The organism is Flagellimonas flava, from assembly GCF_900129665.1.
Lineage (GTDB): Bacteria > Bacteroidota > Bacteroidia > Flavobacteriales > Flavobacteriaceae > Flagellimonas > Flagellimonas flava.
In genome coordinates this window covers 149,550-165,062 of record NZ_FQWL01000005.1, presented here as the reverse complement: position 1 = coordinate 165,062, position 15,513 = coordinate 149,550, and the positions used below count along the sequence as shown (strand labels likewise).

17 protein-coding genes are annotated in these 15,513 nt (G+C 42.3%); 9 read left to right on the top strand and 8 right to left on the bottom strand.

From position 1 onward, the window contains the following. Positions 1-104 precede the first annotated feature (104 nt). Positions 105-731 (top strand): DUF2306 domain-containing protein, encoded by a 627-nt coding sequence (locus BUC10_RS14445; RefSeq protein ID WP_073180934.1) that lies wholly within the window; start codon positions 105-107, stop codon positions 729-731. A gap of 2 nt (positions 732-733) precedes the next feature. Here BUC10_RS14445 and BUC10_RS17920 read toward each other — a convergent pair whose 3' ends face one another. Continuing rightward, positions 734-1,156 carry a VOC family protein gene (locus tag BUC10_RS17920; RefSeq protein WP_073181062.1) on the bottom strand — a complete coding sequence of 141 codons (423 nt, stop codon included), beginning with the start codon at positions 1,154-1,156 and terminating at the stop codon, positions 734-736. A gap of 192 nt (positions 1,157-1,348) precedes the next feature. Between BUC10_RS17920 and BUC10_RS14435 the strand changes: the two genes are divergently transcribed. Together BUC10_RS14435 and BUC10_RS14430 are read left to right on the top strand one after the other, a co-directional pair. Next, a complete protein-coding gene (locus BUC10_RS14435; RefSeq protein ID WP_073180932.1) occupies positions 1,349-2,146 on the top strand; it encodes a 3-keto-disaccharide hydrolase in 798 nt (265 codons plus the stop codon). A 16-nt stretch (positions 2,147-2,162) separates the two neighbouring features. Further along, the gene (locus BUC10_RS14430) at positions 2,163-3,605 is read left to right on the top strand and encodes a Gfo/Idh/MocA family protein (RefSeq protein WP_073180929.1); all 1,443 of its coding nucleotides are present in this window, start codon (positions 2,163-2,165) and stop codon (positions 3,603-3,605) included. Between the two features lie 72 nt (positions 3,606-3,677). Here BUC10_RS14430 and BUC10_RS14425 read toward each other — a convergent pair whose 3' ends face one another. After that, positions 3,678-4,517 carry an alpha/beta fold hydrolase gene (locus BUC10_RS14425; protein ID WP_073180927.1) on the bottom strand — a complete coding sequence of 280 codons (840 nt, stop codon included), beginning with the start codon at positions 4,515-4,517 and terminating at the stop codon, positions 3,678-3,680. A gap of 91 nt (positions 4,518-4,608) precedes the next feature. On the opposite strand from BUC10_RS14425, the gene BUC10_RS14420 reads away from it, so the two are divergent. After that, a complete protein-coding gene (locus BUC10_RS14420) occupies positions 4,609-5,037 on the top strand; it encodes a winged helix-turn-helix transcriptional regulator (protein WP_073180925.1) in 429 nt (142 codons plus the stop codon). On the opposite strand, the gene BUC10_RS17875 is transcribed toward BUC10_RS14420, so the two are convergent. From BUC10_RS17875 to BUC10_RS14405, 3 genes are all read right to left on the bottom strand, one after another. Beyond that, positions 5,034-5,996 carry a YybH family protein gene (locus BUC10_RS17875; RefSeq protein ID WP_073180923.1) on the bottom strand — a complete coding sequence of 321 codons (963 nt, stop codon included), beginning with the start codon at positions 5,994-5,996 and terminating at the stop codon, positions 5,034-5,036. The two genes, BUC10_RS14420 and BUC10_RS17875, sit on opposite strands and share 4 nt — an antisense overlap. Positions 5,997-6,072: 76 nt before the next feature. Continuing rightward, positions 6,073-6,618, bottom strand: coding sequence for a hypothetical protein (locus tag BUC10_RS14410; RefSeq protein WP_073180921.1), 546 nt, complete (start codon positions 6,616-6,618; stop codon positions 6,073-6,075). A gap of 3 nt (positions 6,619-6,621) precedes the next feature. After that, on the bottom strand, positions 6,622-8,139 hold the full coding sequence (locus tag BUC10_RS14405) for a helicase HerA-like domain-containing protein (RefSeq protein ID WP_073181060.1): 1,518 nt from the start codon (positions 8,137-8,139) through the stop codon (positions 6,622-6,624). Between the two features lie 120 nt (positions 8,140-8,259). Between BUC10_RS14405 and BUC10_RS14400 the strand changes: the two genes are divergently transcribed. Further along, a complete protein-coding gene (locus BUC10_RS14400; RefSeq protein ID WP_073180918.1) occupies positions 8,260-8,892 on the top strand; it encodes a 7-carboxy-7-deazaguanine synthase QueE in 633 nt (210 codons plus the stop codon). A 21-nt stretch (positions 8,893-8,913) separates the two neighbouring features. On the opposite strand, the gene BUC10_RS14395 is transcribed toward BUC10_RS14400, so the two are convergent. Continuing rightward, on the bottom strand, positions 8,914-9,717 hold the full coding sequence (locus BUC10_RS14395; protein ID WP_073180916.1) for a hypothetical protein: 804 nt from the start codon (positions 9,715-9,717) through the stop codon (positions 8,914-8,916). 43 nt (positions 9,718-9,760) lie between these two features. Beyond that, positions 9,761-10,471 (bottom strand): class I SAM-dependent methyltransferase, encoded by a 711-nt coding sequence (locus BUC10_RS14390; protein ID WP_073180914.1) that lies wholly within the window; start codon positions 10,469-10,471, stop codon positions 9,761-9,763. Positions 10,472-10,553: 82 nt separating this feature from the next. Between BUC10_RS14390 and BUC10_RS14385 the strand changes: the two genes are divergently transcribed. Next, positions 10,554-11,048 carry a YkgJ family cysteine cluster protein gene (locus tag BUC10_RS14385; protein WP_073181058.1) on the top strand — a complete coding sequence of 165 codons (495 nt, stop codon included), beginning with the start codon at positions 10,554-10,556 and terminating at the stop codon, positions 11,046-11,048. Positions 11,049-11,069: 21 nt separating this feature from the next. Continuing rightward, positions 11,070-11,906: a sterol desaturase family protein gene (locus tag BUC10_RS14380; RefSeq protein WP_073180911.1), complete on the top strand. Its 837-nt coding sequence runs from the start codon at positions 11,070-11,072 to the stop codon at positions 11,904-11,906. Here the strand turns inward: BUC10_RS14380 and BUC10_RS14375 are convergent. Further along, positions 11,897-13,135, bottom strand: a complete 1,239-nt coding sequence (locus BUC10_RS14375) for an exo-beta-N-acetylmuramidase NamZ family protein (protein WP_073180909.1) — start codon at positions 13,133-13,135, stop codon at positions 11,897-11,899. The genes BUC10_RS14380 and BUC10_RS14375 overlap by 10 nt on opposite strands. Positions 13,136-13,138: 3 nt before the next feature. Here BUC10_RS14375 and BUC10_RS14370 point away from each other — a divergent pair, with 3 nt between their 5' ends. Next, positions 13,139-14,377 (top strand): ABC transporter permease, encoded by a 1,239-nt coding sequence (locus tag BUC10_RS14370; RefSeq protein WP_073180907.1) that lies wholly within the window; start codon positions 13,139-13,141, stop codon positions 14,375-14,377. Positions 14,378-14,513: 136 nt separating this feature from the next. After that, positions 14,514-15,494 (top strand): PLP-dependent cysteine synthase family protein, encoded by a 981-nt coding sequence (locus tag BUC10_RS14365; RefSeq protein WP_073180906.1) that lies wholly within the window; start codon positions 14,514-14,516, stop codon positions 15,492-15,494. Positions 15,495-15,513: the final 19 nt, after the last annotated feature.

The following is a 15,513-nucleotide window of genomic DNA, read 5'->3' as shown; positions in this document are numbered from 1 at the left end:
AATTTGGGTTTTCAAAGGCCGTTCACATCTTTTATAACGGTTTGGAATGCGTCATCTTGCCTTTTTTCGCATTTATTCGATAAATTGTAGCAAACAAACTCAACGTGTCCAAATCCGCGAGAAATAAGATAGCTTGGGTAATATTCGCCTTTTTGGCCATTGGAGTGGGCCTTTATCCTCTTTTATATTGGCTGGCCCCAGAGCCTGTGGGTCTTTTGCTCAGTAAATCTGCGGAGCTGATTTCAAATCAGCTGTGGAACATTGGATTTTATGGGCATATAACCTTCGGGGGTATTGCATTGCTTACAGGTTGGTCCCAATTCAGTAAAAAAATTCGCTCCAAAAAACTGAAACTGCATCGAAACTTGGGTAAGATTTATGTAGCGTCCGCATTGTTAAGTGGAATTTGTGCATTATACATTGGGTTTTACGCCACAGGTGGATTAGTAACTGCGGCCGGTTTTATCGGTTTGGGCCTGGTTTGGTTGTATACAACTTTGAAGGCTTATTCAGCAATACGGACCAAGGATATATCTTTGCACCAGGGCATGATGATATATAGTTATGCGGCCTGTTTTGCCGCAGTCACCCTTAGACTTTGGCTGCCACTATTAACAATGATTTTTGGTGAATTCTTAATTGCCTATAAGATTGTAGCGTGGTTATCGTGGGTTCCGAATATCATTTTTGCCCACTTTTGGGTGAAACGCAAAGGATTGAATATTGTCTGAAATTATTTGGCAAACAGCTGACCCATATCTTTAAACGACTTGAACTCCAGTGCGTTTCCCGCGGGATCTAGAAAGAACATTGTGGCTTGTTCTCCTACTTCTCCCTCAAATCGTATATATGGCTCAATGACAAAATCGACATTCTTGGACTTAAGTTTTTGCGAGAAATTTTGAAAATCCTCCCATGGTAAAACCACTCCATAATGAGGAACGGGCACATTTTTTCCGTCGACTGGGTTAGTGTGCAAATCTTCGTCCGACTTTGGTTTGTAATGAATGACCAGTTGGTGTCCAAAAAGGTTGAAATCCACCCAATGGTCACTGCTTCGCCCTTCTTCGCATTCAAGGACAGTACTATAAAATTCACGGCATTCTTTCAGATTGTATACAGGAATGGCTATGTGAAAGGGATTAACTTGTTTCATGGAACTAAAAGTAATTCCCCACAACCAACTATACAAATGGATGTTGGGTGATTTCATCACATTATGTCAAAGACTTCCTATGAATTAACATTCGTGGTTCATCATGTGTTGATGGTATAAAAAAGTTTTGGTGACTCACGAATGTCACTATCTTTAGTAACTATGTTCTTAATCCATTGAATTACAGATTATATGAAAAAAACAGCAATGCTTTTAGCGTTGATTGCCCTAGGTGCATGCAAGCAAACCAAAAAAACCGAAATTACCGACCAATCTGAGGAACCAATTGAGCCCTTGGAAAAATGGACCTACCTATTTGATGGTACCAGTTTGGAAGGCTGGAGAGCCTACAATGGGGAAACGCTTCCGCCAGGATGGACCATAAAGGACAGTACTTTGACCTTCGATACGGAGTTGGGTCTTGAGCAGGATTACAAAGGCGGAAAGGACATCATTTATGGAGCTGCGGAATATGATAATTTCGAGCTTTATCTCGAATGGAAACTTCCCGAAGGAGGTAATAGCGGTATCTTTTATCATGTTAAGGAAGGTTATGGCGGACCACCTGAGGTTTCCCCGGAATATCAGCTCATTGATGACGAGAATTATGCCAAAATACACGATTTGACGAGCTATAACTCCCAATTCGGAGCTGAACATCCTGCTGAGCTACAGGATTGGCAAAAAACCGGTGCCGACTATGCGATGCATGTGGCCGATGAGTCACAGAAAATATTGAATCCGGTGGGCGAATGGAATTCCTCCAAAATTGTTTTCACTCCAGAAAAAGTGGAACACTGGCTCAATGGTAAAAAGTTATTGGAATTTCAACCGTGGTCCGAAGAATGGAATAAAAAGAAAAACTCTGGAAAATGGGACAACACACCGGACTACGGAAAGTACAAAAAAGGCTACATTGGCTTACAGGACCATTCCAGTCCCATATGGTTCAAGAATATTAAAATCAAAGAGCTGACATCGAAAAACTAATCAATAACACAATAGTATGAGTAAGAAGATATCAAATCAAGATAGGAGGGATTTTCTAAAGAAAAGCGGTGTAGGTGCCCTCGGTTTGCTTGCCGCACCTTCCGTTCTTAGTGCCCACGAAAAGCTTAGGGCAATCAAACCGGATGGAAGGATACGAACGGCGCATATAGGGGTTGCCAATATGGGCGCTGCAGACCTTAACGATATTTCCTCGCATCCCCAGGTGGACGTGGTGGCACTTTGCGATGTTGATGCAATCAACTTATCCACCGCACGGAAGAAACATTCCAAGGCCCGGGTATTTTTTGATTACCGCGTGATGTTGGATGAGATGGCCGATGAAATTGATGCTGTAATTGTTTCTACCCCAGACCATACCCATGCGCCTGCCTCATTGATGGCAATGCAAAAAGATAAGCATGTGTATTGCCAGAAACCTTTGACGCATTATGTCTCTGAATCTAGAGCCATGAAGAAAATGGCCCAGGATAAAGGTCTTGTTACCCAAATGGGTATACAGGTGCACTCTTTCTACGATTACAAATTGGCCACCCTGCTGATACAAGATGGTATTATAGGAAAGGTGCATACCGTACATGCATGGAGTCCAAAATCTTGGGGTTACAACGGTGCTGAGCCGGAGGGGGAAGACCCGGTACCGGCCCAGTTGGATTGGAACCTTTGGTTGGGCACTTCGGCGGAACGTTCGTACAAGGAAGGATACTACCATCCCGGAAACTGGAGAAAACTCATGGATTATGGATGTGGTACTTTGGGCGATATGGGCGTTCATATTTTTGACACCCCCTACAATGCTCTGAACTTGGATGTCCCCAGAACCATTAAAAACGAATGCCGTGAACCGAACGGTTATGGCTACCCTGAAAATAATACGGTTACCTACGAATTTCCCGGAACCGAATACACGGGTAAATCGTTAAAATGGATTTGGTACGATGGCCCAGGAATGCCTCCCTCACATGAAGATTTGGTGCTGCCCGGAGCCAAAAACAAGACCAACGCCAAGAAAACATCGCAAACAGATATTTCCCTTGATGCCAAAGTTGCGGGAGAGGGTGAACTGCCAGAACAGGGAGCTATGTTCGTAGGTACAAAGGGACGCTTGCTTTTACCACATTTTATGCAGCTGCCCAGAAAAATAGTTCGAGGCAAATATGTGGACATTTCCAAAGATATTGCAAAACACAATTTGGGAGAACCCGTTAGAAATTATGCCAGCGAAGGTCCCAAGCATTATCACCAGTTTATCGATGCTTGCTTGGGCAAGGATAAATGTACTGCTCCTTTTGAATATGCAGCGCGTTTGACCGAGACCATTCTTTTGGGGGTTATCGCAGGACGTTTTCCCAATCAAACCCTACATTGGGACAGTGAAACGGCAAAATTCGCGGAAGAAGAGGCAAATCAATATTTGGGAGGAGATTATAGAGAGTTTTAGCTCGATTATTGTATTGAAAAAGCTAAAAATCCCAAAAGCCGAACTGCGTTTGGGATTTTTTATGCATTGGGCCTAACCGGCTAGAAAATCAATGATTTGATTATTTACTTCTTCCTGGTGCATGGAATGTCCAAGTCCTTCAGTGCTGACCAGTTGACTACCCTTCCAGTTTGCATGTACCTTTTCTGATGCATGGTATGGGGCAACCGCATCCCATTTGTCATGAAACAACAACCCCTTTTTGGTGTTGTTCTTAGCGAACTTGGAACTGGAGAAATCGCGTATATGAAATCCAAACCGATTTTTTATATAATGATCAATAACACCCATAAACCGATCATTGAACCTGAGGATGTCCTGGTATTGGGCCATAATTTCATGAAATTCTGATGGAGCACCAATGACCACCATTTTTTCAACCCCTGGGTTGGGATTTTTGTATTCGTTGTACATCAAGGTCATTCCACCCACCGAATGTCCCACTAAGTACTTTGGATTGTATTTTTTTACCATATGGTGAACCGCTTCTTCATAAAGGGGAACATACAATAGTTTGCCGGAAGAGTACCCATGCGAAGGAGCATCAAAGGCAATGATGTTAAAATTTGCCTCTCTTAGTTTTTGGATTAAGTTCCGCCATCTAAAGGTGTTGCTTTCCCATCCATGGACAAGGAGGACGGTTTCCTTTTCTCCTGGCCAATGGTAGGATTGTAGTCGATGTTCCGCAACGATCTCTACCTCTTTTTTTGCCTGTTCCAAATAGGGTTCCTGTTGGGGCAGGACCCGTCCTTTTCTAACTGTGCAGAAAAGATTGAAGGCTTTATGGGCCATTTTTTTTGGGGCAAAAAGGGAAATTAGGTTAAAGTATTGGCCATAGGCCAACGGAACAATTTTTGTAATTAACTTTTTCATTCGGTTACTTTTTGTAACTTACTCTATATCTGAAACTAAAAATACAGATTCATTTCGGAACAAAAAAGAAGTCACCTTAACAGAACTAAGTATGGAATCAGAAACTATCGCTGATAATCAGAAGATTAGAACGGCAAAAAAGTTGCAAAAAATGTTTGGCCACATTGATTATAAGAACCCGCCTGAATTATGTCCGGTAAGGGATGTGATGTCCGTGGCATCTGACCAATGGAGCGCATTGATTATCCTATGGTTGGGATACTTCCCGGTATTACGGTTCAATAAGCTTAAAAAGTTTGTGTACGGAATTTCAAATAAGGTTTTGAGTCAGCGCTTGAAAGTGCTGGAAGCAGATGGTTACATCCAAAGAAAAGCCTATGCCGAAGTACCAATCAGAGTGGAGTATAGGCTTACCGAGTTTGGGCAGTCCTATGTAGAAAAACTACTGGAGCTGACAGAATGGATGCAGACCAACAGCCCCAAAGTACTGGCAAATAGAGAAAAATATGGACTGCTTTAATCCTTGAGGCGATTCCAAATATCAATATACATTCTCCAAGAACCTTCCTCTTTTTTCCAGACCACCACATACTTTCCCTTCCATTCGGAAATGGGTTCATCCCCTTTCTTGCTGGTTCCTTTATAATAGCCATAATCGTAGGCTTGGTCTCCTAAAACGGTAATTTCGGTATCATCCATACTATGACTAAGGACCTTGGTGTCTTTCCCCAAAATCCATCGTTGTTTTATGGCTTCCCTACCTTCCACAATGGGAGTGCCCAAAGGAATGAGTTTGGCATCCTTGGTATAGGAATTGGCCATGGCCTCAAAATCTTGTTCGATAAAGGCTTTGGAAAACTTTTTAGAGGCTTCCCTTATGTAACGTTTTTCGTCTTCATTTCCTTGTTGGATTTTACCGTTGGAACAATCAATTTTCCAAGTTGGGAAAACAACAGATTCGTCTTTGTTCACCCATTCCCCAATCCATTTGAAGCCTTGCCCGTCGATATCATAGAAAGAAAGGCGATAATAACCATCCATCCCATTGGGAGCTTTTTGTTCCCTATATAATATGATCTTTCCTTCTTTGGCTTTATTACCTTCCCAAGTAGGCAACGAAGGAGATGGCGAGCCCGAACTGTAGTAATGTACATACCATCGAGTGCTATCTGGAATAAACTGACGAATACTCCCTGAGTAAGTGCCGTCCTCCTTTAAAGTTTCATCCTGTACCCCCATACCGTTCATAATGTATTTAAAGCGCCAAACCATACTCACAGGTTCTGCCCAGGTTTGATCTGGGTTCCTGGTTGCAGATGTACAATTGCATTCACCGATAAGAGGCGCAAAATCCAAGAGCTCGGTTGGGGCATTGGGATTTGGTAGCCCAAACGGATGTTCGGCCGAAGGTTCGTAATCGTATTGGGCCATTCCTAAATAAGGCAACAAGAGAAGCAAGCTTAAATATCTATTTTTCATTGGGTTGGAGTTTGTCCTCAAATTACCCAAATGAAGGTAAGCCTGCCCGCTCTTTAGGAATTAATTAACAAGCGGTCTATTCCCAGCCCACCATCAAATATTTGATTTTGGCCGTTCCAGGTATTTGAACGGCCTCAATGTTGGCTACGGTGTAGCGTAAGTTGGAAGGAAGTTCCTCCTTGTCTATGGTAAAATAAAGATTGCTGTTTTTTGGAAAAACCACCACGCTGTTCAGGGTAGTTACAATCTTTTTAATACCATAGTTTCTTTGGATATCCTGAAAAGTGCTATGCAGGCCTACGCCACTGCTCGTGGTGTATCGGGAATCAAAAACCCTTATATTTTCTATGCTCGGGATACTATCCGACGATGGTGTAAGGGTAAGCAGATGTTTTCCACCTTTTTCGAAAATCTTAATTCGGTCGGTTTTTCCACCAATGTTCGTTTTGAGAGAGTCCTGTACAATGGAATCTCCAACAAAAATGGTTTCAATTTCTTTTACAGGTGTTGTTCTTTGAAGAGGTCCCACGCTGGTTTCAGATATGAGGAAGGTAGTATCTTTTTCTGCACAGGACTGAAGGATTACCATGCTCATACCCAATAACAAAACAATCTTTTTCATTAGTTATCGTATCACTTTTTTTAAGACGCCCAAAACACCACGAATAAAAGTAGCGCTGGTTAATACTTTTACAACGGGGTTCATTCGTGTGCTTCTTCGGGATGAAGAAGTTCTTCTTGATGAGGTTTTTCGTTCCCTCTCCTTCTCCTTTTCCGCCTCTTCCTGCGCCTTTTCTATTTTTTCATTTAGGATTTCATAAGCACTTTCCCTATCGATTTCATCATTATATTTTTTGATGAGACTGGATTTTCCTAGGGTTTCTTTTAGCTCTTTTGCCGTGAGCACATCCATACGACTCATTGGAGCACGCAGTAAGGTCGCGGCCAACGGGGTAGGTCGGCCTTTTTCGTCCAATGCGGATATTAGGGCTTCCCCTATACCTAGAGACGTAAGTACTTCTTTGGTGTCATAGAATTCCGAATCAGGGTAATTTTCCGCAGTCAGTTTGATGGCCTTTCTGTCTTTGGCTGTAAATGCTCTTAAGGCATGTTGCACCTTTAACCCCAATTGGGCCAGAACATCATCTGGTACGTCCGTTGGGTTTTGGGTCACAAAATAAAGACCAATTCCCTTAGATCGAATCAATTTAACGATGCTCTCTATTTGATCTAACAGAGCCTTGGATGCTTCTTTGAAGATGAGATGGGCCTCATCAATAAAAAGGATCAATTCTGGACGGTCACTATCTCCCTGCTCTGGAAACGAACTATAAATCTCTGCCAAAAGACTTAACATAAAAGTGGAGAACAGTTTCGGTCTGTCTTGGATATCTGTCAATCTTATGATATTGATATAGCCCCTGCCGTTTTCATCGATTCTGACCAAATCATCCACTTCAAAGGATTTTTCTCCAAAAAAGAGGTCTGCACCCTGCTGTTCCAATTCGATAATCTTTCGGAGAATTGTACCTGTGGAACTTGTGGAAATACGACCATAATCGGCCTGAAATTCCTTTTTGCCCTCACCGGTGGCATATTGCAACACCTTTTTAAGATCTTTTAGATCCAAAAGGGGAAGCTTGTTGTCATCACAATATTTAAATACCACGGCCATAATCCCTTCTTGGGTAACCGTTAGGTCCAAAATTCGACTTAAAAGTACGGGTCCAAATTCGGATACGGTGGCCCTCAATCGAACGCCATCTTGCTCGGAAAGCGATAAAATCTCCACTGGAAAGGCCTTTGCATCAAAAGGAATTCCAATTTTTTCATGGCGTTCATCAATTTTGGGATGCCCTGGACTAGGTTGGGCAATGCCGCTTAAATCCCCCTTAAGATCCATCAATAGAACAGGAATTCCCTTATCGGATAGATTCTCAGCAATCACCTGGAGGGTTTTGGTCTTTCCCGTACCCGTCGCTCCGGCGATAAGACCATGTCTGTTCAATGTTTTTAAAGGAACTTTTACCAAGGCATTGGTCACTGCTTCCCCATCCAACATTCCAGCACCCATAGTAATGAAATCGCCTTTGGTGGTATATCCTTTTTCTATATGCTCAAAGAATTTATCGGTGGCTCCCATGGTTTTCAATTTGGCATAAAAATAGGGTAATTTTAGCCATGATGTCAATTCCTTATCACTCATGGATTTGGGAATGGGCATTCTTTCCAAAAATCCAAACATCCAATGTATCTTTGCCGAATGGTTACAGCGGATGTCATGCAATTAGTGGAACAGGGTAAGATGCTACCTTTAATGGAGGAATTTTATACCATTCAAGGTGAAGGTTACCATAAGGGTACTGCAGCCTATTTTATTCGAGTTGGTGGTTGTGACGTAGGATGCCATTGGTGTGATGTAAAGGAAAGCTGGAATGCAGAAACGCATCCACCCACAGCTATTGAAAATATTATTGAAAATGCCAATACCTATTCTGACACCATTGTAATTACTGGCGGTGAGCCCCTTACTTGGGATATGGGACCGTTGACCACCGGGTTAAAGGACAAAAAACTGCAGACCCATATAGAAACTTCAGGGGCCTATACACTCACTGGGATTTGGGATTGGATATGCCTTTCCCCCAAAAAGAACAAACTTCCTGTACCTGAAATCTATCCACTCGCCCATGAGTTGAAAGTGATAGTGTACAATAGACATGACTTTGTATTTGCCGAGGAACAGGCCCAAAAAGTTAGTGAAGACTGCATATTGTATCTTCAGCCTGAATGGAGTGTCAGGGAAAAAATGGTACCCTTGATTGTAGATTATGTCATGCAGCACCCCAAATGGAAGGTGTCATTACAAACGCATAAATATTTGAATATTCCCTAGTCTGGGTTTTCAAAGAAAGTTTTACCTGCCTCCGTTGGCCTGCAGGTCCAACATACATTCGGCGTCTAAAACCGGAACTACTGCGGAGCCTTTGGCGGCGTTGCTTTCCAAAAGTTTCATCATTGGACCACCAAATTCTATTTGGGCCCGCATGAGACAACCATCCACCACGCAATGGTTTTCCGCTTCGGGATCTTCATGTGGGTTTACTTCGTCCGTACCCAAGTCCACCAAACCTAAAAGATGACCAAATTCATGATGCAGTGTGGCACTTTCCACATCGGTGACCGTAATGGTATTGCTTCTGCTGGCCAAATCCCTAATAGTGGATTCGTAGATAACCATGGACGTGTTCCTGTAAACGGCTCCCAAGGTAACTAGACCTTCATCCAAATCATCACCTACTGAAGGAGCATCCGCAAAATAGATATATGTGGCCAAAGTAGTACCATCATTATACACGGTTCTGTTTTCTTCTTCCAAATCCGCTACTTCCTGAGTGGTTAAATCTGTCTCACCCGGAGAGGGAAGACTTAGGAAGGTAAACTCGATATTGGTCTTAAAAGTAGTTTCCCTTATAAAATTCTCAAAATTGGCAATAGTGGTTGCCGTAGGTCTGAATCCCTCCACATGGGCAATCTCAAATACAAGTCGATCGAAATTGGCATTGGAAAGAAAATCATTGGCGGAAGAGCCGGTAACCTGAAGATTGGCAGTTTTGTCCACCTGGGCGACTGGTTCCGGTGGAGTGTCATCAGAATCTTTGGAGCAACTGATTACAAAACCTAATCCAAGCAAGGTGTAAAGGAGAAGTTTCTTTTTCATGGGTAATACTATGTTTTAGTAGAACGGTGTAAGACCAATTCTATTATTGTTGAAACGAAAGTTTTGCTAAATAGTCGTAATGATTTCCCTCACTTACAAGCTCACACGCTAAACCGTTGGCCCAAGAAGCGTTCTGTAAGGTGTTAAAATCCAAATAGAGCCATGGAAAAGGGGCGCTTTTTTCCCCTTTGTACTCCATGGTAAAAGTTACTTCCCCGTAGTATTGGTCGCTGGATGGAATCCAATACCCGCCATCCTCATCTTGTTCGTACATATAAATGATATCGCTGGAGTCCAACAGTACTTGGCCATTGGGTTTCAACAGTTTTTTAAGATGGTTTAGGAACTGGACCATATCGACCAGCCTCCCGGCCAGTCCAATGCCGTTCATCAAGAGCAGAAGAGTGTCGTATTTTTCCTTCTGATAGCTCAAAACCGAGCTGTGTACCGTTTTTTTTACACCTCTTTCCTGGCATACTTGTATTGCCCCTTCCGACTGATCCAAAGCAGTTACGGCAAGACCCTTTTCTTGCAGGTAAAGGGCATGTCCGCCAGCACCACAACCAATATCAAGGATGGTGCCCCGTGCTAGCTGAAGTGCATTTTGTTCCAGTGGTGGCATTTGATCATAATTCCTAAATAAATAGGGCAAGGGAATCACGTCCTCTTCGTCCAGTGATGAAATGGTTTTAATATCCTCCGAATAGTTGTTGGAGTGATAGTCTAAAAGTGCTTGGCCAAACACATCTTCCATGATTCAGAATTACTGCTACAAAAGTGGGACATTAATTGCAGATAAAGGTTTAAATGAAAACAGTTTTTTAAGTTTGTCCGAGATGGAAAAGGAAATCGAACAATTGCCCCAAAAAGCTCGGGAAAAACATGCGGAGAACAAAAAGTTCTTCGCAAAGCTTAAAAAACGTCCGCCCAAGAACTTGGACTATGTGATGCAGGAACTGCACCAAGATGAATTTGAAAGAACGGATTGCTTGCAATGTGCCAACTGCTGTAAGACCACGGGTCCTCTTTTTACCAATACCGACATTGAGCGAATTGCGAAGTTCTTCCGACTAAAACCATCCCAATTCATCGCCCAGTACCTCCGTTTGGATGAAGAAAACGATTATATATTGCAAGAAGTACCTTGCGCGTTTTTAGGAGCTGATAATTATTGTTCGATTTATGATGTTAGACCCAAAGCTTGTCGGGAGTTTCCCCATACGGACCGAAAAAAGTTCCAACAAATCAGCAATTTGACCCTTAAAAATGTGGCCATTTGTCCTGCCGCATTTCATATTGTGGAGGAAATGAAACGAAGATTGAAGCTCTAACGATTTCTTATATTTGGGAATATGGAGCAGATTATTCACTATTTCGAAAACATTCCAGCCTTGCACCGAAGCCTTATTTTGGTTGGGGGGATAACTTTTTTCTGGATACTTGAGGGGATTGTGCCCTTGTTTAGGGTGGATTACAAGAAATGGCGGCATTCCGTTCCTAATTTCTTTTTTACATTGACCACCATCTTGGTCAACTTTCCGTTGGCATTTTTACTTTTAAAGACATCGGATTGGGCAGTGGCCAACGACTTTGGAATTATCAATTGGTTGCCCCAAATACCACTCTGGTTATATGTATTCCTTGGTGTACTGCTTTTGGATTTAATTGGCGCTTACACCGCGCATTTGGTGGAGCATAAGGTGAAGCCTTTGTGGATGGTTCATTTAGTGCATCATTCCGATCATAACGTGGATACCACAACAGCTAATCGGCATCACCCATTGGAGAGCCTTATTCGCTATTCATTTACCCTTATTGGAGTTTTTATAGTCGGTGCCCCAATAGGAATTATCATGCTTTACCAAAGCCTTTCAGTGGTTTTGTCTCAATTTAATCATGCCAACATCCAATTGCCCAAAAAAGTGGATAAAGCCATAAGTTGGATTATCGTAAGTCCAGATATGCATAAAGTGCATCACCATTATAAGCTTCCCTATACCGATTCCAACTACGGAAATATTTTTGCGATTTGGGACCGACTTTTTGGCACCTATATGTATCTCGATACGGATAAAATCGTGTATGGGGTGGATACCTTTCCAGATGAAAAGGAAAACAGTAGCGTGATGGGACTTTTAAAACAACCTTTTCATAAATACCGAAAACCAACTACAGAAAGTCAATCGTAGAGCAGGTATTTTTCTCTAATTTTTTTGAATTCGTCCAAATCATTTTGCCAACTAGCTGCAATTTCCGATGCAGTTTTTCCATTGGTTATTTGCTGTTGGAGCAATGCTGTTCCCGCATGTTTGGTAAAGGAATCGGTCCTAAAGAATTCTGATTTATCAATGGAATTATGATAAGCTTCCAATAGCCACTCCAGGTTCACCAAATGCATTCGTTCATGTTCCGTTAGATCCTTTCCAAAACATTTTTTACCATCTTCTTTTGGATATTTGGAACCAAAGTTAGGCTTGGGAACATAGTTAAAATCATACTTGGTACTATCTAAAAAGGAAGCCCCATAGCGTTGGAATTGAAATTCGGTTCCACGACCTGCATTAACATTGGTACCTTCAAAAAGTCCCAAACTTGGGTAAAGCGTAATGGAAGTGTCATTGGGTAAATTGGGAGAAGGCCTTATAGGTAAGTGATATGCCGATTGATGGGTGTAGTTTTCCAACGAAATTATGGTCAGGTCCACCTTTTTTCCATTTTCAAGCCATTTTTCCCCATTGATTAGTTGGGCATATTCCCCAATGGTCATCCCATATACCAACGGAATTGGAGTCATACCCAAGAAACCTGTATGTTCTAACTCCATCGAAGGGCCATCTACATAATGTCCATTGGGGTTGGGTCTATCCAATACGATTATAGGAATACCTTTTTCTGCGCAGGCTTCCATTACCAATTGCAAGGTGGCGATATAGGTGTAAAAACGCACACCAACATCTTGTATGTCAAACAAAACCAAATCCAAACCTTCCAATTGTTCTTGGCTGGGCTTTTTGTTTTTTCCATAGAGGCTAAAAATGGGCAATCCTGTTTGGGTGTCCGTACCATCTTTCACCAATTCTCCAGCATCCGCTTTTCCACGGAAGCCATGTTCTGGAGCAAAAACTTTTGCGATATCAATTTCAAGTGCAAGAAGCGAATCCACCAAATGGGTATGTCCTGTTTTATGGAATACTACACTGGTCTGATTGGCCACCACAGCTATCTTTTTGCCCCGGAGCAAGGGAAGGTAGGCTTCGGTCCTGTTGGCGGCAACTATTATGGTGCCTGGTTCGCTCTTGCGTATTTCAGCAGGAGCGTCCTTTGCTACCTTGGCTTTCAGGCTCTCGCCGCATCCGCCAAGAAACACGGTAAAAACCAACAATAAAACTGTACTTTTGAAGAGAGATAAAATGGGCATTCGTTGAATTTAGAATTGTTTATTGCCAAACGCCTGATTACAGGGAAGGAGCATAAAATTAGCATTTCCGCCCCTATAATAAAAATTGCCATTGCTGCTATTGCAATAGGGTTGGTGATGATGCTCATAGCTATAGCCACCGGTGTGGGCCTCAAGTATAAAATAAGGGAAAAGGTCTCTGCTTTTCATGGCCATATCCAAATTTCCAATTACGATAACAATGCCTCGGAAGTTTCCGTTGCTCCCATTTCTATAAAACAAGATTTTTATCCTGAATTCAAGGACGTGGAAGGAGTTGATCATGTCCAGGCGGTTGCGACTAAGGGAGGAATTATCCGGACAGAGGATACCTTTGAGGGCATGCTGGCCAAAGGAGTGGGAACGGATTATAACTGGCATTTTTTTGAGGAATTTCTTGTGGATGGGCAACTCCCAGATTATACTGGAAAGCTGAATGATGAGGTGCTAATATCCAAATTGTTGGCCAACAAACTTCAATTGGGTGTTGGTGATTCCTTCTTCTCTTTTTTCTTAAAGGATGGGGACCCCTCCAGAGTACCAAATAATAGAAAATTCAGTATTGTTGGTATTTATGAAAGCGGATTTGATGAGTTGGATACCTATGTCTTTATCGATATCCGTCATATTCAGCGCATGAACAAGTGGAAGAATGATGAGGTGGGAAATTTTGAAGTGTTTTTGGAGAATTTTGATGAGCTCGAAGCCAAGAGCAATGAGATTTACGGAAAAACACTTTCCAATTTGGATACCCAGAACATTAAGTCCAAATATTTTAGAATTTTTGAATGGATCGGCCTGTTTGACTTCAATATTGCCCTTATCATTGGTATTATGATTATTGTGGGCGGCATAAACATGATCACGGCTTTGCTGGTACTGATTTTGGAGCGTACCCAAATGATAGGGGTTCTAAAGGCACTCGGCTCCGAAAATTGGAGTATACGCAAAGTGTTTTTGTATAATGCAACCTATCTGATCACCATCGGATTGCTTTGGGGAAATGGACTTGGATTGGGCTTGCTGTTTCTTCAGAACAAATACAAATGGTTCAAATTTCCCAATCCGGAGGAATACTATATCGAATATATTCCCGTGCACATCGACATTCCGACCGTACTCTTATTGAACCTCGGAGTGATGCTGTTGTGCCTTTTAATGCTGCTATTGCCATCCTATATCATCACCAAAATAAGCCCGGTAAAAGCTATCAAATTCGAATAATTTCAAAAACGCAATCTAGGATATATGACGTTTTCAATGGATTGTTCTGAATGAAATCTGATACCTTCCTAGAATCCGTTTCAAAATTCCGATAATCAAAAAAACAATACCCCAAAAGATTACCTTTGCAGCGACTATGGAATATGCAAATAACATTTTAGAAACCATTGGGAATACTCCCTTGGTAAAATTGAATAGGCTGACCTCCGAACTTCCATGTTTGGTGTTGGCCAAATACGAAACTTTTAATCCCGGAAACTCTGTTAAAGATAGAATGGCCCTTCAAATGGTGGAGGATGCTGAAGCATCAGGTTTACTAAAAGCTGGGGGAACGATAATCGAGGGAACTTCTGGAAATACAGGTATGGGGCTGGCCTTGGCTGCAGTGGTCAAGGGATATCGTATGATCTGTGTGATCAGCGACAAACAATCCAAAGAAAAAATTGACATTCTTAAGGCTGTTGGCAGTGAAGTCCATGTGTGTCCTACAGATGTGGCACCTGATGATCCAAGGAGTTACTATTCGACCGCAAGGCGATTGGCCACGGAAATCCCAAATTCCTGGTACGTTAACCAATACGATAACCCAAGCAATACAAAAGCACATTTTTTAAGTACTGGGCCAGAGATTTGGAAACAAACCGATGGAAAGGTGACCCACTTCGTTGTAGGTGTTGGCACGGGCGGCACAATTTCTGGGGTCGGAGGGTATCTAAAAGAGCAGAACCCAAATGTAAAGGTATGGGGAGTGGACACCTATGGCTCCGTTTTTAAGAAATACCACGAAACCGGAATTTTTGACGAGAACGAAATCTATCCCTATGTTACCGAAGGTATTGGTGAGGATATCCTTCCAGAAAATGTGAATTTTGAGCTGATAGATGGGTTTACCAAGGTAACCGATAAAGATGCTGCCGTATATACTCAGCGATTGGCCAAAGAAGAGGGTATGTTTTTAGGTAATTCCGCAGGGGCTGCCATAAAAGGGCTATTGCAACTAAAGGAGCACTTTTCCAAGGATGATGTTGTGGTTGTGCTCTTTCATGACCATGGAAGCAGGTATGTGGGTAAAATGTTCAATGACGACTGGATGCGGGACAAGGGATATATAGAGTAGCTGCTCTTTTTTGGTATCT

Bases quoted from the DNA above. Each gene is read 5' to 3' on its own strand.
- BUC10_RS17920 (WP_073181062.1), bottom strand. From the start codon at position 1,156: ATGAAACAAGTTAATCCCTTTCACATAGCCATTCCTGTATACAATCTG.
- BUC10_RS14435 (WP_073180932.1), top strand. From the start codon at position 1,349: ATGAAAAAAACAGCAATGCTTTTAGCGTTGATTGCCCTAGGTGCATGC.
- BUC10_RS14430 (WP_073180929.1), top strand. From the start codon at position 2,163: ATGAGTAAGAAGATATCAAATCAAGATAGGAGGGATTTTCTAAAGAAA.
- BUC10_RS14425 (WP_073180927.1), bottom strand. From the start codon at position 4,517: ATGAAAAAGTTAATTACAAAAATTGTTCCGTTGGCCTATGGCCAATAC.
- BUC10_RS14420 (WP_073180925.1), top strand. From the start codon at position 4,609: ATGGAATCAGAAACTATCGCTGATAATCAGAAGATTAGAACGGCAAAA.
- BUC10_RS17875 (WP_073180923.1), bottom strand. From the start codon at position 5,996: ATGAAAAATAGATATTTAAGCTTGCTTCTCTTGTTGCCTTATTTAGGA.
- BUC10_RS14410 (WP_073180921.1), bottom strand. From the start codon at position 6,618: ATGAAAAAGATTGTTTTGTTATTGGGTATGAGCATGGTAATCCTTCAG.
- BUC10_RS14405 (WP_073181060.1), bottom strand. From the start codon at position 8,139: ATGGGAGCCACCGATAAATTCTTTGAGCATATAGAAAAAGGATATACC.
- BUC10_RS14400 (WP_073180918.1), top strand. From the start codon at position 8,260: ATGGTTACAGCGGATGTCATGCAATTAGTGGAACAGGGTAAGATGCTA.
- BUC10_RS14395 (WP_073180916.1), bottom strand. From the start codon at position 9,717: ATGAAAAAGAAACTTCTCCTTTACACCTTGCTTGGATTAGGTTTTGTA.
- BUC10_RS14390 (WP_073180914.1), bottom strand. From the start codon at position 10,471: ATGGAAGATGTGTTTGGCCAAGCACTTTTAGACTATCACTCCAACAAC.
- BUC10_RS14385 (WP_073181058.1), top strand. From the start codon at position 10,554: ATGGAAAAGGAAATCGAACAATTGCCCCAAAAAGCTCGGGAAAAACAT.
- BUC10_RS14380 (WP_073180911.1), top strand. From the start codon at position 11,070: ATGGAGCAGATTATTCACTATTTCGAAAACATTCCAGCCTTGCACCGA.
- BUC10_RS14375 (WP_073180909.1), bottom strand. From the start codon at position 13,135: ATGCCCATTTTATCTCTCTTCAAAAGTACAGTTTTATTGTTGGTTTTT.
- BUC10_RS14365 (WP_073180906.1), top strand. From the start codon at position 14,514: ATGGAATATGCAAATAACATTTTAGAAACCATTGGGAATACTCCCTTG.